The sequence below is a fragment of the Novosphingobium humi genome (genome assembly GCF_028607105.1).
GTDB classification, from domain to species: domain Bacteria; phylum Pseudomonadota; class Alphaproteobacteria; order Sphingomonadales; family Sphingomonadaceae; genus Novosphingobium; species Novosphingobium humi.
In genome coordinates this window covers 3,105,743-3,129,288 of record NZ_CP117417.1, presented here as the reverse complement: position 1 = coordinate 3,129,288, position 23,546 = coordinate 3,105,743, and the positions used below count along the sequence as shown (strand labels likewise).

Sequence of the window (23,546 nt, the reverse complement as noted above, 5' to 3'; positions counted from 1 at the left end):
TCATGAAGCACCTGATATAATGCGGAAATCATTCCGACTCTCGGCCTCGGACTGGCGCACGGCGTCCGGCGGCAGGGCGCGCACGGCCTGACACAGCCCGTCATAGGCCTGCGGCCTGAGCGCGGCGAGAAAGGCGGGTAGTTCCCGCGCCGGATTACCCAAGGTCACCCCCACCCCGTGCCGGATCAGCCATTGGCCGGTGGCGACATGGGCCAGAGCGATCGGGATGGCGCCATGGGCCAGCCCTTCGTAAAGCCGGTTGGGCAGGAGCCAGGCGGAATTGAGCCCTTCCTCGAAATAGTCGATCGCCCAGATGAAATGGATGCGGCGATACAGATCCGGCAGATCGCCTGCACCATAGGGCCCGACAAATTCGACATGGGGATCATCGGCCAGTTGCCCCGCAAAATCGGCGCCGAATTCGGCCTCCGAGGGGATGCCCGCGATCACCACCTTGATCCGCCCTTCTGCCGCGCCCGCGATGGCACGCAGCAGGGCCAGACTGCGCCGACAGCGCAGCATGCCGAACCAGCCGATGACCCATGGCGGCCCGGCGTCGGCCGAGGGAGGCAGGCTGGCCGGGGCCGCCTGTTGCGGCACCTTGTTTTCCGACAGCAGGTGAGGACCCTGCCACCCGCGCCGCGCCACGAAATATTCGGACAGAAACAGGGGTGCGCTGATCAAAATCAGCGCCGTGCGCGCCAGCGCCCAGCCTTCGATCCGGTGCAGCAGCCGGGTTTTCCAGCTGTCGCCCAGCAGCAGCCGGTGAATGTCGAGACATTCATAGACCAGACGCTGGCCCGGTTGGAGGATCCGGCGCGCGATCACCAGCGTTTCCAGATTGCGCGCGACGATGACATCGGCCTGTCTGGCCTGTTGCCTCAGGCGGCCTGGCGTCAGGCAATGGCGCAGCACGCTCCACGCACGTCGGGCCAATTGGCCATCGGCGGTTATGCCCAGATCGATCACGCCCGCCGATCCGGTCTGGCCCTGCGATGATCCGGCGCGGCGAAAACCGGCAAGAGTGACCTGCGCGCCATGAGCTTCGAACATGGCCAGACGGCGGCGCACCGCCGCGTCATGGAGATTATGGACCAGATACAGGATTCGGGGGCGCATCGAGGCGTGTTCGGCGGCGCGGGTCATCCCTCGGCCCCCATCGCCTGCGGCATAGCGCGCCTCTGGGCCAGCCAGCGTTTATAGTGCAGGTTCAACCACGAGCGAGCGGGCCGCTCTACGGCGTAATAGCTGATAAGGGCCATGACAGCTGCCCCGGCCAGCGAGGCCATGCGCAGAGCGAGATCGCCATCGCGGGCATGGATGTAGAAGGGTTGCTGCCAGAGATAGAGCGAGTAGGACAGCAGCCCCACCGCGCACAGCCCGCGCCATGACAGCGCCCGCACCAGCCAGACCGGTCCGCGATCCAGCCAGACCAGCGCAAAGGCGATGGCGATCGTGCCCAGCGTGCCGGTCCACACGGGGGGATGGTTCAGATCGCCCGCAAAGCAGGCCGCCCCCACCACCAGCGCCGCCGGGATCATCCATGCGCGCACCGCCCACCATTGCGGATGCCATTGGCGGCTGAGAAACAGGACCGCCGGGATCAGGATCGAGGCAATATGCACATCCGAGCGCCAGTAGGATTGATACCAGTTCTGCCCCAGCACGGCGGTGCTGATCACCCCATTGGCCATGGCCAGCAGGCTGAGCGCCAGCAGCAAGGCCCAGGCACGCGCCGGTCGCCGCGCCGTCAACGCGGCGATAAGGCCGAGTGTCAGATAGGCGTGTTCTTCGACACAGAGCGACCAGATATGATCGATCGCGCCCGCGTGATAGCCCAGCGCCGCGGCGTAATTATAGACCAGCAAGGCCGCCGCTGCGGCATATTTCGGGCCGATGGCCATGGATGTATGGGCCAGCGCCAGCGTCGAGACCGCGATCATCACCAGCAGCGCGGGATAGATGCGCGCGATCCGCCGGGGATAGAAATGGCGCAGCGGCATGCGTTCGATGAACAGGATCTCGGCCATCAGCCTGCCGCTGAGCACGAAGAAAAGTTCGACGCCCAGCTTGCCCGCCTCAAGCACGGGTATGTGCAGAAAATGCCCCGCCAGAACCAGCAGGATCGACGCGCCGCGCCACCCGTCCAGATAATCCAGCCGGGCGCGGCGATGCGCCTCTGCGCGCGCTGGTTCGGGCCAGTTGACGGGCGATGGCGGGCTAGGGTGGGGGAAGGAGGTCAATCTGATCTCGCCTCGGGCGCTCCCTCATGGATGACGCCAAAGGATGTGGCACAATTGCGCAGCCGCTTCATGCCATGATGGCACCGATATGACCGCATTGGGGAAGGTTGTAAAACCATATGGGTTTATTGCCGACGTGGCGGATCGCGAGTCGGGTGACGCCTTTCAGGCGGGGAGGGGGGGCGGCGGGCCGGTATTGCGGCTTCCGGCGGGCATTGGGCGGGAAAGGCCGGCCGCGCCCAAACCACTAAGGTTTTATCCATATCGGAGCAATGTAGCCGCCCCGCACGGCGAAAATATCCCGCCCCGGCCCGCCAAGGGGCCGGTTACGGCGTTGCGCAGGCGCTTATCGTTAACGAAACCGGGTTGTGATGCGGGCATGTCCCGAACAGGCCGGGACGCGGCCACAAAATCCACCAAATCAAGTCTTCGTCAGAAACGAACACTTTATCCAAACCAAAGACGCTTTGGTTTGGTCGCCTTCGTTTCGGACCCAACTTTGGTTGTACTCGGCGGCGAGTTACCGGAATACCCTTACGGTAAGGAGAAAGCTAATGGCCACCGCACCAGTTGAGCTTAGGTATGATAATCCGCCTCGGGAGAAAAACGTCATTCTGCCCGACCCTCGTCATCTTCTTGCCCTGTTTTTACGGCGAATCGTCGTTTTTACCTGTGTATTCGCTCTGGTGATCAGCGCGGTTCTTGCCGCTCTGTTCATGTCCAGGCCGATCTATTCTTCGACGGCCAGCATCCTGATCGAGCCGCGCAAGGCCGACCCTATCGGCAGCACGCCGGTTGTGCCCGGATTGCCCGCCGATACTTATGTGGTCGATACGCAGACGCGCCTGATCGGTTCGCCCGAAGTGGCGCTGGCCACGGTGCGCGAGCTGCATCTGGCGAGCAATCCCGAATTTCGCCAGACCGATAGGTCCGATGCGAAGACAACTGTCGCAACCCGGGCGGGGCAACCGGTGGCGATGAGCCTGGATGAGCACGCGGCCATGACCACGCTGCTCAAGCATCTGCGGATTCAGCGTTCGGGCCTGACCTATGTGATCGATGTGACCGCCACGGCCCAGTCGTCTGAGATGGCCGCCGCCATCGCCAACAGCATCGCTCGCCAATATCTGCTGACGCAAAGCACCGCCAAGCAGAGCGAAACCGAACTGGCCGGCACATTTGTTTCCAGCCATGCCGATGAACTGCGCCGCACCGCCTTGCAGGATGACGCCAATCTTCAGGCCTATATTAATTCGCACAATCTGATGAGCGCGCAGGGGGCGACCGTTGCCGAGCAGCAGGTCTCCTCGCTGAACGAACAGATCGCCACGGCGCGCGCCAATTACGCCCAGGCTCTGGCCCGCTATGAGGCCGCCCGCGGACAATTGTCGAGCGGCGGCAGCGGCGGCGTGGGCGCGGTTGTCCAGTCCGAGACGATCCGTTCCATGCGTGTTCAGGAAGCGCAGCAGAGCGCGCAACTGGCCGAATTGCAGTCCCGCTATGGCGATCTGCACCCAGACGTGATCCGGGCCAAGCGCAATCTGGCCGATGTGCGCCAGCAGATCGCGGCCGAAACCAGCCGCATTCTGGCCTCGCTGCGGGCCGATGTGTCGGCGGCCAGCTCGAATCTGGCCTCGCTCCAGAACAGCCTTGGCGGTGCGCGCAGCTCGCTGGTGGCCAACAGTTCGGCCCAGGTGGGTCTGGCCGACCTTCAGCGCAAGGCCGATGCCAGCAAGACCGTTTACACCAATTTCCTCCAGCGTTCGAAGGAAGTGCAGGCTCTGGCCAAGGCGCCCTTGCCCGATGCCAGCATCGCGGCCGTGGCCCGTCCCGGCGAAAAGCCGCTGTGGCCCAACTATCCGCTGGCGCTGCTGTTCGGGGGCATTGTGGCGGTCATGCTCGGCCTGGTCGGGGTTGCGGTTGCCGAATATCTCGATGACAGCATCAGCACGCGTCAGGACGTGGTGAGCAATCTCAACGTCGAATATGCCGGCGGCCTGCCCGACATCACCAAGCTGCCCAAGGCGCAGGCCGGTGGTGCGCCCGAGGACTTTGTGCTGGATCACCCCTTCTCGGTCTATACCGAGGCGGTGCGCAACATCGGCGCTTTTCTCAAGCTGAACCGGCCCGGCGCGTCCAAGGTCGTCACGCTGGCCTCTTCGCTGCCGCGCGAAGGCAAGACCACGCTGGCCATCAGCCTGGCCCGCGTGCTGGCCGAAGGGCATGCGCGGGTGCTGCTGATCGATGGCGATCTGCGTCGCTGTTCGGCCAGCCAGTTGCTGGTGCCGGGCGCGCGCCATGGCCTGATCAGTGTGCTGAATGGCAAGGTTTCGCTGGCCGATGCCTTGTTGAAGGACCCGCGCAGCAATCTTGCGGTGCTGCCCGCGCTGGTCAAGGAAATGTCATCGGGCGCGTTTCAGGCCGAGGCGATCGGGGCGCTGATGAACGAATTGCGCAAACAATTCGACGTCATCATCATCGACACCGCGCCGGTTCTGGCCGTGGCCGATACAAGGCTGCTGGGCTGGCTGTCGGATGCTACGCTGATGGTTTGCCGCTGGCGCAAGTCGAGCGTCAAGGCGGCCAAGGTCTCGGTCGATGTGCTCAACCAGTCGGGCGCCCGCGTGGTAGGCACGGCCCTGACGCTGGTCGACACGCGCAAATATGCCTCGATCGGCGTGGGCGAAGCCTATGGCTATCACCGCAGCCTTTCCACCTATCATTCCTGAAAATATGCCAGAAAATCATTCCCGCTGAATGGAGGATGCCGTGAAAAAGGCGCAATTGCCGCAATCCGGGCGGGAGATGCAGATTCAGGAAGCGCTGAAAATGTGCCGCGTGTTTTTCGTCAACGCGGGCATTTTCAGCGCCTTTCTGAACATTCTTTATCTCGCACCCACCATTTACATGCTCCAGGTCTATGACAGGGTGGTGCCCACGCGTGGTTTTGCCACGCTTGGCTTGCTCACCCTGTTGTTTGTCGCGGCGGCAAGCACGATTGCGGTGCTGGATCTCATTCGCACAAGGCTGTTCGTCATCGCCAGCCAAAAGCTGGACGTGCAGTTGTCAGGCCGGATTTTCGATGCGCTGATGCGCGCCGGAGCCAGCAGCGGGACGGTCACCAATTCCAGCCTGATGCGCGAATTTGACCAATTGCGCGGGGCCCTGACCGGGCAAGGGATGCTGGCGCTCTTCGATTTGCCCTGGGCGCCGATCTATATCATCGTCTGCACCATCCTGCACCCGCTGCTCGGCCTGTTTGCGCTGGTGGGCGGCCTGATCCTCGGCCTTCTCAGCTGGCTGAACGAGAAGGTGACCAAGGCGGCGATCCAGAAGGTGGTGGGCGCCAACCAATCGCTGTTTCAGGCGATGGACAGCGCGCTGGGGCAGGCCGGGGTGATTGGGGCGCTGGGGATGCGCAAGGCCTTTGTCCGCATCCAGATCAGTGAACGCCTGACCTCGAACCTGATCAGCGCCCGCGCCGGGTTGCAGACGGCGGTCATCACCTCCTTCGTTAAGGCGATCCGCCTGATGCTGCAATCGCTGGCGCTGGGGCTGGGGGCCTATCTGGTGATCAGCCAGCAGATGTCGCCGGGTGCGATTTTCGCCGCCTCGCTGCTGGTCTCACGTGCGCTGGCGCCGATCGAAATGGTCACTGCCGCTTGGAAAAGTCTGGTGCAGGCCCGCGCGGCCTATGAGCAGATCGGCCTGCTGTTTGACGGCGTCGGTCCGACGCCCCAGCGTACATGGTTGCCCGATGCGCAGGGCCGCGTTTCGGTCGAAGGTGTGTCGGTGGCCTCGCCCGCGCGCGATCGGCTCTTGCTGCAAGGGGTCAGCTTTGGGCTGATGCCGGGCGAAATGCTGGGCATCATCGGGCCCAGCGGGGCGGGCAAATCGACGCTGGCGCGCGCGCTGGTCGGGATCGCGCCGCTGGTCAACGGTTCGGTGCGTATCGACGGCGCGGCTTTGATCGACTGGCCGGAGCGCCAGTTGGCCGGGGCGCTGGGCTATGTCCCGCAGGAACCGACGCTGTTTCGCGGCACGATCAAGGAAAACATCGCGCGCTTTCAGGAAACCTTTCCCGGCGAGGGGGGGCTAGACGCCGAAGTGGTGCGCGTGGCGCAATTGAGCGGGGTGCATGAATTCATTCTGCGCCTGCCGCACGGCTATGACACCGAATTGACCTATAACGGCAGCGGCCTGTCGGTCGGACAGGCGCAGCGAGTGGCTCTGGCCCGCGCTCTTTTCGGTTCGCCGTGCGTTCTGGTGCTGGATGAGCCCAATTCGGCGCTCGACGCCGAGGGAGAGATGCATCTGATTCGGACCTTGGCCGAACTGCGTAAACAGGGGGTGACCATCATCGTGGTGGCGCATCGGGCGGGCATTCTGGCCGATGTCGACAAATTGCTGGTTATTCGCGACGGCCGGGCCGAAATGTTTGGGCCGCGCAAAGACGTGATGGAGCGATTGTCCGGGGGCAAAGCCGTCGTTCCGCAGGAAACACCCGAAAAAGCGTCGAAGGATTGATCCATGTCGGACAGCAATATTGTTACGATGGAGGTCGTCAACACCGAGAATATGAAACTCTCGGGCGGAATCAAGATGATCGAGGCCAGCAGCCACCGCGATATCTGGGGCGGCTGGGCGGTTATCCTGCTCTTCTTTCTGGGATTTGGCATCTTTTCGTTCGCCGTCCCCCTCGACAGCGCCGCCACCGCCGAAGGCGTCGTCACCGTTTATGGTAACCGCCAGGCGGTCCAGCATCGCGACGGCGGCGTGGTCAGCGCGCTCTATGTCCACGAAGGTCAGTATGTCACCACCGGCCAGATCCTGCTCGAATTGAACGGGGGCGAAGTGGCCGCCAATGAGCGCGCGCTCGCCAGCCAGGTTATCGGGCTTCAGGCCGAAAAGGCCAGATTGCAGGCGGAACTGACCAACCAGCGCGCCGTGGCCGAACCGGCCGCCTTTGCCAATCTGGATCCGCAGGACCGAAAATTGGCCGATGACGCCATGCGGCTGCAGCGCGCCGTGCTGGCTGCCCATTATACTGCAATCGGGCAGCAGCGCCGTGTTCTGCAAAAACAGGCCGCCCAACTGGAGAAAAAGCGCGGCGGGTTGAGCGAGCAGATCGTATCGGGGGAAAAGCAGGCCTCGTTGTTCGATGATGAACTGTCGGGCGTGCGGGCTCTGGCCGATCAGGGCTATGCCAGCATGAACCGCGTGCGCGAACTGGAACGCGCGCGGGCGCAATTGTCGGGGCAGAATGCAGGGCTTACGGCCGACCGCGCCTCAATCGGTGCGCAACTGGGCGAAACCCAGATGCGCTCCATGTCGCTGGGCACGGACAATGACCGTGCCGCCGCCGACGAATTGCGCAAGGCGGATGAAAGTCTGGCCGATATCCTGCCTAAATGGAATGCCGCGCGCCATCTGGTCGAGGCCACCAAGATCCGCGCCACGGCATCGGGTTCGGTGGTGGGGCTGACGGTGTTTACCGTCGGCGGGGTCATCGCCGGGGGGCAAAAGCTGATGGATATTGTGCCCAAGGAAGCCAATCTGGTGGTCACGGCGCATGTCAATCCGAATGAAGCCAATGACCTGCGGGTGGGCAATGTTGCCGAGCTGCGCTTTCCCTCGCTGCATGAACGCCGCCTGCCAATGATTGAAGGCAAGGTGACGAGGGTTTCTGCCGATATCATTACCGATGAAAAGTCGAACACCTCCTTCTACACGATCGAGGTGACGGTCGATCCCAAGGATATGGAAAAAATCAATCAGTTGAAGGGCCGCAGCTCGGCGCTCAAGCCGGGCCTGCCGGCGCAGGTTCTGATCAAGGCCAAGAAGCGCACGCTGGTCGAATATCTTATGGAGCCGTTCCGACAGGCGCTGTGGCGCAGCGGGCACGAGCTGTAATCACACGAAAGGCCCCCTTGCGACCAAGGGGGCCTTTTCATTTGCTGGCGGGATGTGGGGTGAACCTATTCGACCGTGTGCAAATAGCCGAATTTCACCAGCCAGGCGATGTGGCGCAGCAGGAACGGTGCCGGAACCTCGGGCACCGCCGCCATCAAGGCCGCAATCCTTGCCTCTTTTCCGCCCAGCAATGCCCCGATCCGTGCCACCAGTTCCGCCGGTGGCAAAAGCGCTTCGACCAAGCGGGCGGTATCCAGATCCAAAGTATGGCCCACCCCCGCCCGCACCACCGTATCTGGCGAGAGATGGCGCGTCGCAAATCCTGCGAACAGCGTGAACGGGTCGGTGGCCGCAGGCTCGGGAAATTGCCGTTCCATCAGGGCCACAGGCGCCGCAGCCCTGATCTCGGCCAAATTGGACCACAATTCCTGATAGGCGCGAATAATGACCGGCCAGTCAAATCGGGCCCGCACCCGCGCCCGCCCCGCCGCACCCATCCTTGCGCGCAGGGCCGGATCGGCAATCAACCGCGCCAGAGCGGCGGCGGCGGCATCAATATCCGCGCTGGTATATTGGCTGATCGCGCCGATATAGGAATCGTAATTGATCCAGCCTTCGGCGTAATATTGCGCAATATCGCCCGCATGGCCCGGCGGCGGCTGGATGGTGGGCACCAGAAATCCGGTTTCGTCATCCACCACGCTGTCGCGGAACCCGTCCCAGTCGGACACGACAACCGGCAACCCGGCCGCCATACCCTCCACCGGGGCCAGACCAAAGCTCTCCTGAATATTGTCAGCCAATTGGTAGAAGATGTCGGCAGCGGCCCAGGCCTCGCGGCGCAGATTAGCCTTGCGCCCATCCAGATAGGTTACGCGCACCGATGGCGCCAACCGTTGGGCGGCCTGACGAAAGGCGGCCTCTTGATGCGCATTGGCGAACCAGCCGACGAAAAGCATGGTCAGCCTGCCGCCATCGGGAACAACGGTCGAGGCACGCTCCAGCGCCATCAGCATCGGGGCCGGGTTGGCCTTGGCATGCAGGGCAAGCCGCCCGACATAGACGCAGGCCACATCCGCGCGATCAATGCCCAGCCTTTGCCGCGCCTTGTTGCGCAGCGGCGCCAGCCCGTCAAAATCATCCGCCGCCACGGCCAGCGGGATCACCGGCAATTGCGGTAAATCCAGACTGCGCGCGCCATAGCGCTCCATCGCATAGGCCTGCTGCTGTTCGATCAGCCGTTGGGTGACATCACGGATCGCCCGCGAGGGGCAGATCAGCGCATCCCAGCGGTGAAAAGGCGCGGAAACCAGTTCGGTGACCGCGCGCATCGCCCTGTCGCTGGACAGCGTATGGGTCAGCCCGCAAATACTGTAGCGCGCCGCCCCGTGGCGCCGTCTGCGCCAGGCGTGTTCGGTCAGCACGGGGTGATAACAGAACAGAGTGCCCGACCGTTCGAGGGCCGATATGTCGCGCGTGGTCATCCAATCGGCCCGCGCCTGTGGGGTCATGGCCTTGATCACTCGCGCGAATTCTTCGCCATCGGCCTTGGCGCGGACATGGGCCTCAAAGGCTTCTTCGCCCGAATGGCGGACATAGGCGCGCAAAAAGCCTTCGCCCGCCGCCTGCCTTCCCATCGGCGATTGGTTCTGCATCGAGAAGGCCTCGGGTACGAAGTCGATCGTGACCCCCATTATGCGGCCACCAGCGTGCCTGCCTGTTCATCCCACGCCAGCCTTTTTTCGACCGGCCGGATCAGAAAGCTCTCCGCTTCGGCCGCCTGCGGCGTATCGATCAGCACCGCGTCCAGCGCGGGATAGGCCGAGAGCGCCACCATCAGTGGTTCAAATTCGGGCGCCGATTCAGATTTAGGGAACTGGGCCACACGGACAAAACGGTCGCCGCGCCGCTCCCATCCGGCTAGCGTGATCTGGTCAAAGCTGGCCAGATCGGCGGCGGGGAAGCTGTCGGGCGTCTGTGCGTCCGGCGCAAAGGGTTGCACCAGGCGTGGGCTCAGCCTCTTTTCCCGCAGGGCATGAGCGATTGTATCCAGATGCGCCCGCCCGGCCGAGTCCAGCCGCCGCGAGGACAGCACAGCCGCGCTGGCGCTGTCCTGAACATTGATATCGCGGCGGCGGCGAAACCGCTCAAGCCGCGCGCGCACCGGAAGCGCCAGCAACGCCGCAGCATCGGGATGCCGCAGCATTTCGGCCAGCGCGGTGCCCCATTGCCGCCCCTTGATCGCGCCCACCAGCGCGTCAAACGCCAGCGCCCGGTCCAGCGAGGCGTGGCGTTCGCGCCGTGCCGCCTCGACATCGGCCTGTCCGGCGATGCGTTTGGCGAAATCCAGATCGGCCACTTTCAGCGCCTCGATCTGCGGCCGTTTCAGCTTGGCCGAATTGGAGCTGGAATGTTTGCGATAGAAATACCAGGGTTCGGGCAGGAGATAGAAATCCAGCCCACGCTCCAGCAGGCGCAGCAGGAAATCGTAATCCTGTGCCAGACGCAGCGCCGGATCGTACCAGACATCGCTGGCGCGCCACGCATCGGCGCGGACCATCGGTTTGACATAGCCCAGCGATCCATAGGGCCCGTACATGGGATTGCCGCGCACAAAATCGGCCAGCGAGACATGATGCCCGCCCTGCGCATGTTTACCGCCCAGCAAACCGTGGGGCGCGCGCTTGCCATCGTCATAAAAGGTCAGAAGATCGTCCGCGATAATCGCGGCCCCTTGCGCATCGGCTGCCGCGATCAATTTGGCCAGACGGTGGGGATACATCAGATCGTCGCTGTCCAGCACGGCCAGCCAGCGCCCGGTGGCATGGCGCAGCGCCATGTTGCGCGCGACGGCCGACCCGGAGTTCTTTTCCAGACTGTGCACCTGAACCCGGCCGGGAAATTCTTCGGCCATGGCGCGGGCCACGGCCACGCTGCCGTCGGATGAGGCATCGTCGACAAAAACAACTTCGACCGTGACGCCGACCGAATCCAGCGCCGAGCGGATCGATTGCGCGATATAGGGTTCGCAGTTGTAATTGGGCATGATGATCGAGACGTCGAATGCGGACATGGCTGCGCCTTTGAAATTAGGATCGGCAGCCCATCGGTATCAGCCCTTCTGCGCTTTGACGCTTTCAGATGGCTCATTTCTGGTGGGATTCTACGTAAGAACCGGCCTATTCGGACCAACTTTGCCGCATAGCAGAACGCCGGCGGATCAAGATCCGCCGGCGTCACCATTTGATGATTTCAAGCGCCCGGCGGCGCAATATTACGCCGGTCGTCAAAACCTCAAATCAGGAAACCCATTTGATGTCGCCGGCGGCGGTCGAGAGAGCGTTGCCGTTCAGCGACACGATGCCGATGGTATAGTCGTGGCCGGTGGCGGCATCGTGCAGGTCATAGTAGTACAGCACGGCGTTCGGGCTCGAAGCGGGCGGGGTGTAATGATCCGACGTGCCCATGACGGTCAGGGTCGAACCGGTGCCGAAACCGGCCAGCAGCAGCAGATCGTTGGCACCGGAAACCCAGGTCGAGGCGCCCTGGAAATCGACGATCGTCTTCTGGGTCGTGGCCGCCGAGAGCGACGAGTCAAGATCACCGGCCTTGATCAGGAAAGTGTCATTGCCCGCGCCGCCGGCCATGCGATCAATGCCCGAGCCGCCCCAGAGCGTGTCATTGCCCGCGCCGCCGCTGAGCGAGTCATCGCCCGCACCGCCATAGAGCTTGTCATCGCCCGCGCCGCCGTTGAGGAAGTCGGCACCGGCGCCGCCAACGACGGTATCGCCATAGGCCGAACCGTAAACCGTGTTGCCGCTGTCGCCCAGCGTCACATTAAGAGGTGTCGTCGAATAGGTTGCATTGATGGTCGCCATGAAACGTCTCCACTGAAATCAGGCGGTCCGACTCTAATTGGGCCGCCTTTTATTGCTGGCTGATCTTACGGTAAACAAGAAGTCGGTAAATATGGAAAATATTCATTTAAGACCAGATTGAACCAAACAGATTCGGAATTTTTTCCGTCTCCAATCAGGGAATTAGGATTTTTATGGCAAAAAAAATTCGCATAGATTTGTAATTTTCGGAAAATAATTAGGTATTGTTACTTGGAAAAATTTCTAAAAACGGGTGCGATGAGGCGAGGTGTATCCAAGTTGAATTTTTATTTCGGGACGAAGGTGGAGCAATATTCGGATGCCCTCCGCCCTGAGGGTAATCTGGTCGCACGTCCAACCGTTCCGATCCCGGTCCTGCGGCCGGACGTCCGCCCCGCGCGGCGGTCCATTCCGCTCCAAAGGCGATGTATCTGACCTTTCACCTAAGCGCCTTCCCAGATTAGCAGTAGGCGGGACAGGTCGGCCTGCTGGCTGGCCATGCTCTGTCTTCTCCCGTTTTTCGCTGGGTGATCCATGACCTTAATCAGCCAACCTTCGATCATGCCGGGTCCGGTCTGGGGCCATGCGCCGCCGGAGGCCGTTCCCAAGGGGGTGGGCATGACCCGCGAAACATGGATTTCGTTAATCACTTTCGCGCTGTTGCTGTTTCTTCCCCAATCCCACGGAACCTCGCCCTATCTGCTGATCCTGCTGTACGGGGGCATCACGCTGCTGAACCCTGGTGATGCGGCCAAGCGGATGCGGGGGCGCTGGCTGCTCTTGGCGCCGGGGTTCTTTGCCCTGCTCTCCGTCGTCTGGTCCGCGGCGCCGATCACTTCGCTGCGTCTCAGCATCGAACTGCTTTTCACGATCTATATCAGCCTGTGGCTGGCCGGATCGCCGCGCCCGGGTGATGTGCTGGCCGGGCTGGCGCTGGCCGGGATGCTCTATCTGCTGCCGGCTCTGGCGCTGGGTCAGGCTGTTGCCATCGGCACAACCCCCGGTCAGGAAGCTTTTTCCGGATTCAACTCGGGCAAGAACCTGTTCGGCGACATTGCCGCGATCGGCATCCTGTCAATGGTCGGGCTGCATTTTCAGAGCTGGATGAAGCGACCGGTCATCACGTTCCTGCTGTTGCTCGTGCTGGCATGCGAAGTGGTTGCGGTCGTGCTGTCGCAATCGGCCGGGGCGATGGTGGCGGCTCTTGGCGGCTGTTTGGTGCTGGTGGCGGTGGTGGTGCTGGGGCGGGTGGGGCCGGTGGTCCGCGCCTGGCTGCTGATTCTGGCGGGATTGGCGGCCGGGCTGGCGCTCACGGTCTATTTTGTGGCGGGCGATGCGCTGATCGAGGCGATGATGGCGCTGTTCCACAAAGACCCCACGATGACGGGGCGTGTCTATTTGTGGACCCGTTCGGACGAAATCATTGCGGGCCATTCCATGCTGGGCGTGGGCTACAGCGCCTTTTGGGTGCCGGGAAATATCGACGCCGAAGGCTTGCTGACATGGTCGCGCATCCCCAGCCGCAGCGGCTTCAACTTTCACAATGCCATTATCGAGAATCTGGTCGAGGTCGGCTATGTCGGTCTGAGTATTCTGGCCATCACGGTGGGGCTGGCCACGGTGGGGCTGGTGCGGCGCGGGTTGCGGCATGGTGAAACGGCCGTGGCCTGCTGGCTGGCGATTCTGGCCTATGAACTGTCGCGCATTCCGATCGAGGCGCTGGGGCCCTTGCCCTTCTATCACACCACAGTGCTGGTCTGGGTGGCGATGGGCATGGCATGGCCGACCCGTCAGGCAGAGCCGGAGGGGCAGGGGCGTTATGCCTAGCCTCCTCCATCGCCTGATCCATCTGCCCGAAAGGGCTCGCCGGGTTACCGGAAATCAGGCCTATATCCCCCAGCTCGACGGCCTGCGCTTCTTCGCGATCATGCCCGTGTTGTTCTGGCATGCCTCGATTCGCGGATATCGCAGCATGCTAAACCTTTTTGGGATGCCCCCCATGGGCGAGCCGACATGGCTGCCCCATGGCGAGGTGGGGGTCGATCTGTTTTTCGTTATCAGCGGCTTTGTCATCGCCCGCCCGTTTCTGGCGATGATCGAGCAGGGGCGCAGCCTTAAGGTCGGGCGCTTCTATCTGCGCCGGTTGCTGCGGCTGCAACCGCCCTATCTGCTTGTGCTGGTCGTCTGCGCGGCATCGGCGGCCTTCGGGCTGGCCGGCGGCGGGCATAATCCGGGCCGCGAAGTTCATCGGATGATCGACCCCTGGGCCAGTTTCTGGGCCAGCTTCTTTTATGTTCACGTGCCGGTTTTCGGGGTGCCCTCTCTGCTCGATCCGCCCATCTGGTCGCTGGAGATCGAGGTGCAGTTCTATCTGCTCAGCCCGCTGCTGATCTGGCTCTATGCGCGCATGACGTGCCGAGAATGGCGATTGGCGGCCGGGATCTGGGCCGTGACGGTGGCGATGATTGCGGGGGCCGCGATTCGCGCCGGGATGGGCGTTTTTGCTCCATGGTCCTTTACACTGGCCACCCATCTTGACGGGTTCCTGCTGGGGGTGCTGCTGGCCGATATGCGGCAATGGCGGCTGCGGCCCAGGCCGGGCGCCGGGGCATGGAAGGACGCGGGTTTTCTGCTCGGCCTTTTCCTGTTGCTGGCCAGCGGCTTGTGGGAATTGCTGGGGGCGTTCTGGCCGATGCTGCTGCGCGATGCGCTGCGGCTGCTGGCCTGCGCATTGATCGTTGACGGGGCGTTGGGCGGCACGCGGGCGGGCAGACTGGCGGGCGCTCCATGGATCGCCCTGATCGGCAGCGCCTGTTACTCGATCTATCTCATCCATGTGCCGCTGATGGTCATCGTCTGGATCGCGCTGACCCGTGTGATGCATATTCCCGCCCTCTGGATCATCCCTTCGGCGATGGCGCTGTTGCCTATCATTTCGATTGCGGCGGGGCTGGTCTTCTATGCGCTGGTCGAAAGGCCCTTCATGAGCGCCGACTGGCCCGCAAAATTCATGCGGGCCTTCGCCCCGCGCCTCAATCGGTCGGAATTTTCATCATGACAGGCAAGACCATATCTTCCCTACGCCTCTGGGCCGCCGGGGCTGTGGCGGTTGCGGCGGGCCTTGTGGTGCAGATCGGCGGCGGATGCGCCGGGGCCAGCGAACAGGCTCCCGCCCCGGATACGCCCGCCCCCGCCGCCAGTCTGCCCTATCCCGTCCGCCTGACCTTTCACGACGAATTTGACGGCTTTTCCTTCTTTGACGAGCGCAGCCAGTCCGGCCGCTGGCGCACCCAATTCGGCTATGGCGGCCCCGCTATGGTCGAAAGCCGCGCTCTGGCCAACAATGGTGAGCGTCAGGCCTATATGGACCGCGACTTTCACGGCGTCGGCGCCGCACCGATCACCGTCGATCCGTTTCGCATCGCCAATGGCGCGCTGGAAATCACCGCCGATCGCGTCTCGCCCGCAGTGAAAAAGGCGATCTGGGGGCAGGATTACACCTCCGGAATGATCGCCACGCGCTTCAGCTTTGCCCAGCGCTATGGCTATTTCGAAATGCGCGCCGCCATGCCGGTGGGCAAAGGCTTCTGGCCCGCCTTCTGGCTGCTGCCCATGGACAAGAGCTGGCCGCCGGAAATCGACATTGTCGAGGCGATCGGGGGCGACCACCTGTTCTTTACCCCCCATTGCCCCGGCGAACACAGCAAACCGGCCGGGGACATGAAGCTGAGCAATCCCGGCGCGTTCCATACGTTCGGCCTGTTGTGGACGGTGGATAAATTGCGCTGGTATGTCGATGGGCATCCCGTGGCCGAGGCGGCGGCTTGCCCCGCGATGCGGCGACCGATGTATGTGCTGGTCAATTTCGCCGTGGGGGGCAAATGGCCCGGCAATCCCGATGCGACCACGCCGTTTCCCGCGCGCATGAAGGTCGATTACATCCGCGTCTGGCAATTGCCGGATGAATTTGCGCGCGATTGATCGCCGCCAATCCCGATTTATTCAAAGGGGGTAACATGTCTGGCTCGGCCGGTTATGGCAAAGTGCATACGGCAATTTCGGCGATCAACGCAGGGCTGGCGGTATTGGCCCCGCTGGGCATGTTCGTCTATTTCAGCCACCATCTGACCCCGGCGGAGATGGGCGTGATGGCGTTCTGCCTTGCGTGGATCGAGGTACTCAAGGCGCTGTGTCCCAACGGGCTTTACGAAGCGCTGCTGGTGGACCGCGATGCGGACCGGTCGCGCGATGCGGCTGCGGGCGGGGTGTTGATGGCCTGCGCGCTGGGGGCTTTCGGAATCTATCTTGGCGTGGTGCTTTTCGCGCTGCCCCACATGGGCGCGGCGGCGGCGGGGCTGGGGCTGGCCGCGATGATCGTGGGGGGCAAACTGGCCTTTGACACGCTGGCCCAGCATCCCACCGCGCTGCTGGCGCGGCGACAGGCCTATGGCGCGATGGCCTCGCGCGGGCTGATGAGCAATGTCGGCGGTATTATCATCGGTCTGGGCCTGTCGGACCGGGCGGGGCCGGTGTGGGGCATGGTCGGCTATTATCTGGGGCAATCCATGCTCAACTGGGTGGCGGTGATCGCCGCGGGGGGCGGGGCAGCGGTTTCGTTGCGCTGGCGTCAGGCCGCGCCGCTGATGCCGGTGGCATGGATGTCCAGCCAGGTGCGCGCGATCGGCACGCTCAACAATTTCTTTGACCAGGTGCTGATTGGTGCCTTTCTGACGCCTGCCACGCTGGCCATGTACAATCTGGGCAAGCGGGTCGATATGGCCCAGATTGCTGCCTCGCAGGCTTTTGTTGCCACGCTGTATCAACCGCGATTTGCCGCGCATAGCGGCGATGGGCTGAGCGATGATTTTCGCAAGGCGTTGGTCATGATGACTTTTCTGTTCGGCGTGCCCTCGGCGGTGCTGATGCTCCATGCGAATACCGTGGTGTCGCTGGTGTTTGGCACGCAATGGCTGCCGGCCGTGCCGGTGGTGCAGGCGATGGCGATCGGCGGCTATTCACGGGTGATCGCCAATGTGCAGGGGGCCTATTTCTCAACCCATGGCCATAACCGCCTGTTGCGCAACCGCACCCTGATCTCCACCGCCATGACCATCGCGCTGGTGGCGTTGGCCCATTGGATCGGTATGGCCGAGGTGGCATGGGCGATCACGGCCAAGAATATCGCGGTCTGCCTGTGGTCGGCGGGGTTGACGCGGCATCTGTCGTCTTTGCGCGATTTTGGCATGATCGTTATCGGCCTGCCGCTGGTCGGGCTGATCGGCGCGATGATGGTGGCGGTGCTGGGCGGGGCGCTGGCGCATGCCTATGGCTGGTCGGGGACGGTGGCGCTCTGGGCGGTGTCCGGAGGCGTGGCGCTGTTGATCGCCGGGGTGTTTCATCAACTGGCCGTGGCCGAGCAATGGCGGAAATGGATCCGCCTGCCCGTCCGCGCCTGACGCCCGCGCCTAAAGCCTGCGCCCGAACCAGGCGCGAGGCCGCAGGATCAGGCCGGGGCCGAATATTCGCGATAGGGGGCAAAGCCCAGAGCCGAGGCGAAGACCCCCATATGCAGCGCCGCGCGCAGTACATGCCTTGCGGCCTTGGACGGGCGGGGCAGGTTGAGCGTGGCCAGCAGCAGGAACAGCCCCGCCTTGGCCACCGCCAGCGCGGAACCCTTTATCGTTTTTCCCTCCTGACGCAGCACGATGAAATGGACCTGCCCGCTGCGGAACCGCCGCTTGATCAGCCAGCCCAAGGTCATGCGGGACAGCGGGGTCGGCTCCTCGACAATCGCGCCGGGGGCATAGGCCAACTGGCCGCCCGCCTTATACATATCGCGGAAAAACAGCGTGTCCTCGCCGCCGATCTGGCCCATCTCTTCCTTGAAGCGCAGTCCGTGGGCCTGCACGAAATCCATGTCGATCAGGACATTGCACGTATAGCCCTTCCACGGCGGGTCCTGCCGATCCATCGTATTGGAATGGAAATCCTCGCCCGCGATCCAGCGGGGAACGCCGGTTTCGGGATAGATGGCGCGCGCGATGCCGAAAACCGCTTGATGACCGTGGCGTCGGGCCAGCAGATTGGCCAGCCAGTCGGGCAGGGCGATTTCATCATCGTCCATAAAGGCCAGCCACCGCGTGGCGCAGGCATCAAGCGCGGCATTGCGCGCCAGCGAGATATTGAACCTGGGCGCATGGACATAGTCCAGATCCAGCCCCCGATCGGCGCCCATGGCCATGATCTCTGCGCGGCGGCGATCATCCTGATCATTGTCGATGACGCAAACGCGCATCCGCCCCTGTTCGGGCATGGTCTGATGGACGAGGGAGCGTAGCGCATCCTCGATCTGGGGGCGGCGCAGGGTGCATATCGCCACCGTCACCTCCAGAGGCGAAGGCGCTGGCTTTGGGTTGGCGTCCTCAATCACGTGTTTGCCCCTCAATTGGTCTGATCGGTCAGGGATGCGGCATTACAAGCGCACACCATCGGCGCGCACCACCGATGAGAAATAGGCTTCGACCGCCCTCAGGCTGCCCTCGCGCGAGAAATGCCCGTAATCGACGAAATAATAGGTCGATCCCGATTTATACCGGCAAAACCGGCCGTTACAGAAGGCGCGCATTGGGTCGATGAAGGTCGCCCCCTTGGCCAGCTTCATCATCTTTGCGTTGAAATCGGCATCGACGGAGGTGAGCCATTCGCTCTTGCCCTTTTGGGCAATCTGGCCGGAGAGGTAGTCGATGCGCTGTACATCCATGGCGAATTCGGGCGATTGGCCGATGACGATCACGCGCACACCGGCGCGGCGCAGCGCGTCAATGGTTGCGGGCATTTCATGCAGCGTGTGCTGCGGCACATCGGTCCATTTCGCAGCCATCACCACGGTGTCGATATGCTGTTGCCGGATCAGATCGGGCACCCGCTGATTCGACCGATGGCATCCTGTGCGGGCCAGCGAATGATAGGTCAGCAGCGGCGGGCAACCGGCGAAAGTATATTGCAGCACGTCGGAATTGATATGCAGCCCGTCGCGCAGAATGCCCGGCGTATATTGCGCGGCAAAGGAATCGCCCCACAACAGAATCCGCCCCTTGTCGCCATGGATGCGGGTGCATTTGCGCGCATCCCAATCGATGGGCGTGGTGGGGTCCTGATGGAAGCATTGCGCGCCGCCCCAATCCTCCAGACCGGCGATTTTCTGCTGGCGCCATTCGGGATAGCGCCAGGCGAAACCCTGCCCCATCACCGGCAACAGGCCCAGCGCCACCCCGGCAAGGTTGGCCCCCACGCCGCCGACCAGCACCCGGCGCATATGGCGGGCGTCGATATGGCGGGTGGGCTGTTCGACAAAGCGCCATGACAGCGTGCCCAGCATAATGCTTATCCCCACCATGGCCGCCCCTTCCAACGGCGTAGGCGCGCGCAGCATCCGATATTGAAACAGCGCCGCGATCGGCCAGTGGACCAGATAGACCGAATAGGAAATCCAGCCGATCCACACCATCGGCCGCCATGACAGCAGGCGCCCGACCAGACTTTGTTCATCCGTGTTGCGCAGATTGGTGCCCGCTGCAATGCACAGCGCGGTGCCTACACAAGGCAGCAACGCATACCAGCCCGGAAACGGATCATCCTCACGCAGCAGCAGCATGCCCGCCGCGATCAGCGCCGCCCCCGCCAGCCCCAATGCCTGACGCGCGGCGCGCGACGGCTGCGAACGGGGATCGAACGTGGCCAGCCAGACGCCGATCAGCAATTCCCAAGCGCGCGAGGGCAGGCCGAAAAAGCCCAGCGTGGGCGCGAGAAAAACCGCAGCGATGCTGACGGCCAGACTGGCCAGCATGATCAGCGCGAGGGCCCACAGCGCCTTGCGTGCCGAGATCCGTGAGAGCGCGTAAATCAGCAGCGGCGAGAAGATATAGAACTGCTCCTCCACCGACAGCGACCAAGTGTGCAGCAGGGGCTTGGTCTGGGCGGCGCTGGCGAAATAGCCCGAAGTTTTCCAGAAATAGAAATTCGAGGCAAAGGCGCTGGCCGCCGCGGCCGATTTGCCGAAATCGACCAGATCATCGGGCAGCAGCAGGAAATAGCACGCCGCACTGGTCAGCAGCAGCGTGGTCACAAAGGCCGGCGTGATGCGCCGAAAGCGTTTGAAATAGAAATTGCCGATGCTGAACTGATCGCGGGCAATATCGAGATGGATGCTCTTTGTGATCACATAGCCCGAAATCACGAAGAACACATCGACCCCGGTATAGCCGCCGGGAATGAAGCTGAATCCGAAATGAAACAGCAGAACCGACAGAATCGCTACGCAACGCAGGCCATCAATATCATCGCGCCTGGCCGACAGTGTCATGAATTGCTCCTATCGCCTGCCCCGCCGCAGGTGTCGGATTCGCGCGGAAGAGCGGTGCCATTTGCCCCGCCCACCCCGCATCAAGGGATCAGAAGAAGCGTTCGCCCACCTTCACGGTGTCGCCCGGCTGCAGCATCAATTGGCTTGAGCGATCATTTTGCACCGGGTGATAGCTGTCCTCATTGTTGTGGCGGACCAGAATGTTCTTGTGGCTGGCCCGATAGGTAAAGCCCCCGGCCGTTGCCACGGCCTGTTCCAGCGACAGATTGGGGCGGTAGGGATATTCGCCGGGCTTGTTCACCTCGCCCAGAACGTAGAAGTTGCGAAAATCGACCACTTCGACCGCCACGCGCGGATCGTGCAGATAGCCCGCCGCCAGTCGGTCGTGGATCGTGGCCTGAATTTCGCCGCGGGTGCGATTGCCCGCCTCCACATCGCCGATCAGCGGGAAGGAGATCAGGCCGCCGCTGGTCACAGCATATTCCCCGGTCAGCGAGGTTTCGCCGTAAACGGTGATGCGCAGCCGATCACCGGGACCAAAGTGATAGTCGCCCGGCACAGACGAGGCCGATTCCGCCACATTGGCGGCGCTGATGCGCGGCGCGGGGACGGTTTGTGCCGCGCCCTGCGTCATCCCGATGGGAAAGGACAGAAGGGCAAGACCCAGGCCAAGGTGGTGCCGGCGGGCTGGTGTTGAGCGCATGGACCAATCACTCCTGACAAATAACCTGCCGCGGGCGCGATCAGGCGATAGTTTCCGGTTCGCATCGGCAAACCGCATGAGGTGATTGTGCGTAGCATGAAAAAATATGTAACAGGCCGTAATTGCGTTCGTTTTGAAGCAAATGGGCGCCGCGCGGGGCAGTAACGGCTTTGAAAGGCGCGATCGCTGGAATGCGGATCGGTAAACGGGGATCACAATACTTGGCGATACGGTAGCTTAGCGGCGTCGCGGCCGCGAGGGGGATGCGCGAAAGCCTCTCTGCGCGCGATTTATCGGACCCGATCCGGCGGGATGTCCTGTCGCCTGCCGTTCGATGCGCCGATCGGGCGCAGCGGTCCAATCTGTATGGGAATGGTCGTCATGTCGGGCAGAGAAAACCCCAACAGCGCCCTGTCGCGCGCTTCCCCGCCGGGGGGGGGGGCGGGAGCGGGCAATCCTGTCGGAAAAGTTCAGTTCAGAAGCAGGCGGGCCAGACCAAAGACCCCCATCCACGTCACCACGGTGCCCGCGGCCAGCACGCCAAGCCGTACAGCCGGCGAATATTTGCCATCAAAACGATCGGCTTCGGTCAAAGCCTGATGCGGGACGATACGCCCCCGGTGCGGGCGCTTCTGGAACTGCACCTTAATGACCCGATTGTCTTGATGGTTGGACACGGCGCCCTCCGCACCTGCCAAAGAAAGACCTATCACGCTGTCCATTTTCATTTGACATATCCTTCTGCTGTGGCCTCCTTTTACAAAAACTGCCCTTATTTTTCGTTAGGAGCAGTGGTTTATCATACCCTCCGGTCAACAGAGGTACTATACTTAAAGCGGTTAAGGCAGGGATTTCGACGGAGCGTCCGGCGCGTTACCGGTACCGATCCCGTGCGATCGGGACACAAAAAACCGGGCTGGAGCTTCCACTGCCAACCCGGCTTTTCATCATGTCTCGAACATGGCTTGCATCTACTGATCCGAGCCTGACGGCATGCTCTGGCTTCTCCGGATCAATAGGACCCATGCTGGCGCAGCACCGCCGGAATGGTGCGGAAAATGATCATGCTGTAGAGCAGCGGACTGCGCGTGCGGACATAGAGCACATCCATGGCCACGCGGCGGCGATAGGACGTGTCATTGCGACCCGAAATCTGCCACAGGCCGGTGATGCCGGGGCGGACCTTGCAATAGGCGTTGAAGCGGCGGCCATAGCGGATGATTTCGCCCGCCACGATCGGGCGCGGTCCGACCCAGCTCATCGTGCCCAACAGGACGTTGAAGATCTGGGGCAGTTCATCAAGACTGGTCTTGCGCAGAAAGGCGCCGATTGGCGTGATGCGCGGATCATTTCGCAATTTGTGATCGCGTTCCCATTCCGCGCGCGCTGCCGGATTTTCGCGCAGCAGGACCGCCAGCCTTTTATCGGCATCGCAGACCATCGTGCGAAATTTGAAGCAATAGAATTCCCGTCCGTCGCGGCCGATGCGGCGGTGGCGAAAGATGGCCGGTCCCTCGCTGGTCAGTTTGACGGCGATGCCAACCACCAGCAGCAGCGGGGCAAAGACCGTCAGGGCGATCAGTGACAAGGCTATGTCGAGAATGCGGAACCAGTCGAATCCTGTCGAGAATTCGCTGGAATCGTCATCGTCCTCTTCCGAGGAATAGTCATCATAGTCGAAGAATGCCTGGCCATGGACCGGGCGATCTTCGGACTTGACGGCACGCGAACGCGTCGAAGCGATGGATTGCGCAGGCATTGCAACCATAGAATGATTCCCCTTGTGTGCAGTGCAGCGTAGTCTGTGCTTTCGTCGCAGTTAACCTCTTAAGCATCCGAAATGGTGTCAAAGACTGGATGAAAGCTCCGGTGGTGTCGGAATGATTTATATGGTTAGCGATGGTCCATCCTGACGTCGATCTTCCCGTAGCTCTTGTATTTCATCGGGCTTATTGGAAAAATGCGGCAGGACGCCTTGGTTTTGCTGCGCGTGCGAGTGTGTGGTTATGCGGTTGTTACAGACGATTGCAGCCGTGGGTTAAACCCGCCCGGTCGGTTCCGGATCGGGCCTAATCCGCCCGGTTCATTGTGCAGTTGCGTCATGGCGATTGCCCTGCCGAAGGATATTCGCAATATGCAAAGGCCGATGCCCCGCCGCACGGGGCAGCGGGGCGCAGATCGACGCCGCCCCGCGCGAACATGCCTGCTTCATGCCGGTCCTGGCCATGGATGGCGCCGCTGCCGCGCCCCCGGCAAGCCGCGCAAAATACAGGCGGATTGGATGCGGCGCGCCGGGCGGACGTGCCATGAAAGTGGCCGTCCTCTCTGGCCCATCCGCGCCCGGTCCGGCCATCGGGCCGGGCACGGGCCATCCCGGCATGCGCAAGCGGGAGGCGATTGCGCATGCCGGGAGAGTTTACGTCACGCCCATCTGCCGCACACATATG

Annotated in this window: 17 protein-coding genes; 7 read left to right on the top strand and 10 right to left on the bottom strand. The window is 62.5% G+C overall.

The annotated features are described in order from the left end of the window. Both PQ457_RS14690 and PQ457_RS14685 read right to left on the bottom strand, forming a co-directional pair. Window positions 1-1,146 carry a glycosyltransferase family protein gene (locus tag PQ457_RS14690; protein WP_273617541.1) on the bottom strand — a complete coding sequence of 382 codons (1,146 nt, stop codon included), beginning with the start codon at window positions 1,144-1,146 and terminating at the stop codon, window positions 1-3. After that, window positions 1,143-2,243, bottom strand: a complete 1,101-nt coding sequence (locus PQ457_RS14685; RefSeq protein WP_273617540.1) for an acyltransferase family protein — start codon at window positions 2,241-2,243, stop codon at window positions 1,143-1,145. Before PQ457_RS14685 ends, PQ457_RS14690 begins: the two co-directional genes overlap by 4 nt. A 371-nt stretch (window positions 2,244-2,614) precedes the next feature. On the opposite strand from PQ457_RS14685, the gene PQ457_RS14680 reads away from it, so the two are divergent. The 3 genes from PQ457_RS14680 to PQ457_RS14670 are packed head-to-tail and all read left to right on the top strand — an operon-like array spanning window position 2,615 to window position 8,156. Then, window positions 2,615-4,972, top strand: a complete 2,358-nt coding sequence (locus PQ457_RS14680) for a GumC family protein (protein ID WP_337958474.1) — start codon at window positions 2,615-2,617, stop codon at window positions 4,970-4,972. Between the two features lie 28 nt (window positions 4,973-5,000). Continuing rightward, entirely contained in the window at window positions 5,001-6,770 is a 1,770-nt protein-coding gene (locus PQ457_RS14675; RefSeq protein WP_273617538.1) for a type I secretion system permease/ATPase, read from the top strand. A gap of 3 nt (window positions 6,771-6,773) precedes the next feature. Beyond that, window positions 6,774-8,156 carry an HlyD family type I secretion periplasmic adaptor subunit gene (locus PQ457_RS14670; protein ID WP_273617537.1) on the top strand — a complete coding sequence of 461 codons (1,383 nt, stop codon included), beginning with the start codon at window positions 6,774-6,776 and terminating at the stop codon, window positions 8,154-8,156. 65 nt (window positions 8,157-8,221) lie between these two features. Here PQ457_RS14670 and PQ457_RS14665 read toward each other — a convergent pair whose 3' ends face one another. The 3 genes from PQ457_RS14665 to PQ457_RS14655 all read right to left on the bottom strand — a co-directional run bounded on the left by PQ457_RS14665 (window position 8,222) and on the right by PQ457_RS14655 (window position 12,034). Beyond that, entirely contained in the window at window positions 8,222-9,850 is a 1,629-nt protein-coding gene (locus tag PQ457_RS14665) for a glycosyltransferase family 4 protein (protein WP_273617536.1), read from the bottom strand. After that, window positions 9,850-11,229, bottom strand: coding sequence for a glycosyltransferase family 2 protein (locus PQ457_RS14660; RefSeq protein ID WP_273617535.1), 1,380 nt, complete (start codon window positions 11,227-11,229; stop codon window positions 9,850-9,852). The genes PQ457_RS14665 and PQ457_RS14660 overlap by 1 nt, the downstream gene beginning before the upstream one ends. 226 nt (window positions 11,230-11,455) lie before the next feature. Beyond that, entirely contained in the window at window positions 11,456-12,034 is a 579-nt protein-coding gene (locus tag PQ457_RS14655; RefSeq protein ID WP_273617534.1) for a calcium-binding protein, read from the bottom strand. A gap of 534 nt (window positions 12,035-12,568) precedes the next feature. On the opposite strand from PQ457_RS14655, the gene PQ457_RS14650 reads away from it, so the two are divergent. Genes PQ457_RS14650 through PQ457_RS14635 form a run of 4 tightly spaced genes read left to right on the top strand, consistent with a single transcriptional unit; the run spans window position 12,569 to window position 17,490 of the window. After that, window positions 12,569-13,861: an O-antigen ligase family protein gene (locus PQ457_RS14650; protein ID WP_273617533.1), complete on the top strand. Its 1,293-nt coding sequence runs from the start codon at window positions 12,569-12,571 to the stop codon at window positions 13,859-13,861. Then, window positions 13,854-15,092 (top strand): acyltransferase family protein, encoded by a 1,239-nt coding sequence (locus PQ457_RS14645; protein WP_273617532.1) that lies wholly within the window; start codon window positions 13,854-13,856, stop codon window positions 15,090-15,092. The genes PQ457_RS14650 and PQ457_RS14645 overlap by 8 nt, the downstream gene beginning before the upstream one ends. Continuing rightward, a complete protein-coding gene (locus tag PQ457_RS14640) occupies window positions 15,089-16,015 on the top strand; it encodes a glycoside hydrolase family 16 protein (protein WP_273617531.1) in 927 nt (308 codons plus the stop codon). The genes PQ457_RS14645 and PQ457_RS14640 overlap by 4 nt, the downstream gene beginning before the upstream one ends. Window positions 16,016-16,050: 35 nt before the next feature. Beyond that, entirely contained in the window at window positions 16,051-17,490 is a 1,440-nt protein-coding gene (locus PQ457_RS14635; RefSeq protein ID WP_273617530.1) for an oligosaccharide flippase family protein, read from the top strand. A gap of 47 nt (window positions 17,491-17,537) precedes the next feature. Here the strand turns inward: PQ457_RS14635 and PQ457_RS14630 are convergent, their stop codons facing one another. The 5 genes from PQ457_RS14630 to PQ457_RS14610 all read right to left on the bottom strand — a co-directional run bounded on the left by PQ457_RS14630 (window position 17,538) and on the right by PQ457_RS14610 (window position 22,867). Next, entirely contained in the window at window positions 17,538-18,413 is an 876-nt protein-coding gene (locus PQ457_RS14630) for a glycosyltransferase family 2 protein (protein WP_273617529.1), read from the bottom strand. Window positions 18,414-18,506: 93 nt separating this feature from the next. Continuing rightward, window positions 18,507-20,396, bottom strand: a complete 1,890-nt coding sequence (locus PQ457_RS14625) for an acyltransferase family protein (protein WP_273617528.1) — start codon at window positions 20,394-20,396, stop codon at window positions 18,507-18,509. A gap of 88 nt (window positions 20,397-20,484) precedes the next feature. Continuing rightward, entirely contained in the window at window positions 20,485-21,099 is a 615-nt protein-coding gene (locus PQ457_RS14620) for a polysaccharide biosynthesis/export family protein (protein WP_273617527.1), read from the bottom strand. Between the two features lie 470 nt (window positions 21,100-21,569). Beyond that, window positions 21,570-21,827 (bottom strand): hypothetical protein, encoded by a 258-nt coding sequence (locus PQ457_RS14615; RefSeq protein WP_273617526.1) that lies wholly within the window; start codon window positions 21,825-21,827, stop codon window positions 21,570-21,572. 284 nt (window positions 21,828-22,111) lie between these two features. Then, window positions 22,112-22,867 carry a sugar transferase gene (locus PQ457_RS14610; RefSeq protein ID WP_273617525.1) on the bottom strand — a complete coding sequence of 252 codons (756 nt, stop codon included), beginning with the start codon at window positions 22,865-22,867 and terminating at the stop codon, window positions 22,112-22,114. Between the last annotated feature and the right edge of the window lie 679 nt (window positions 22,868-23,546).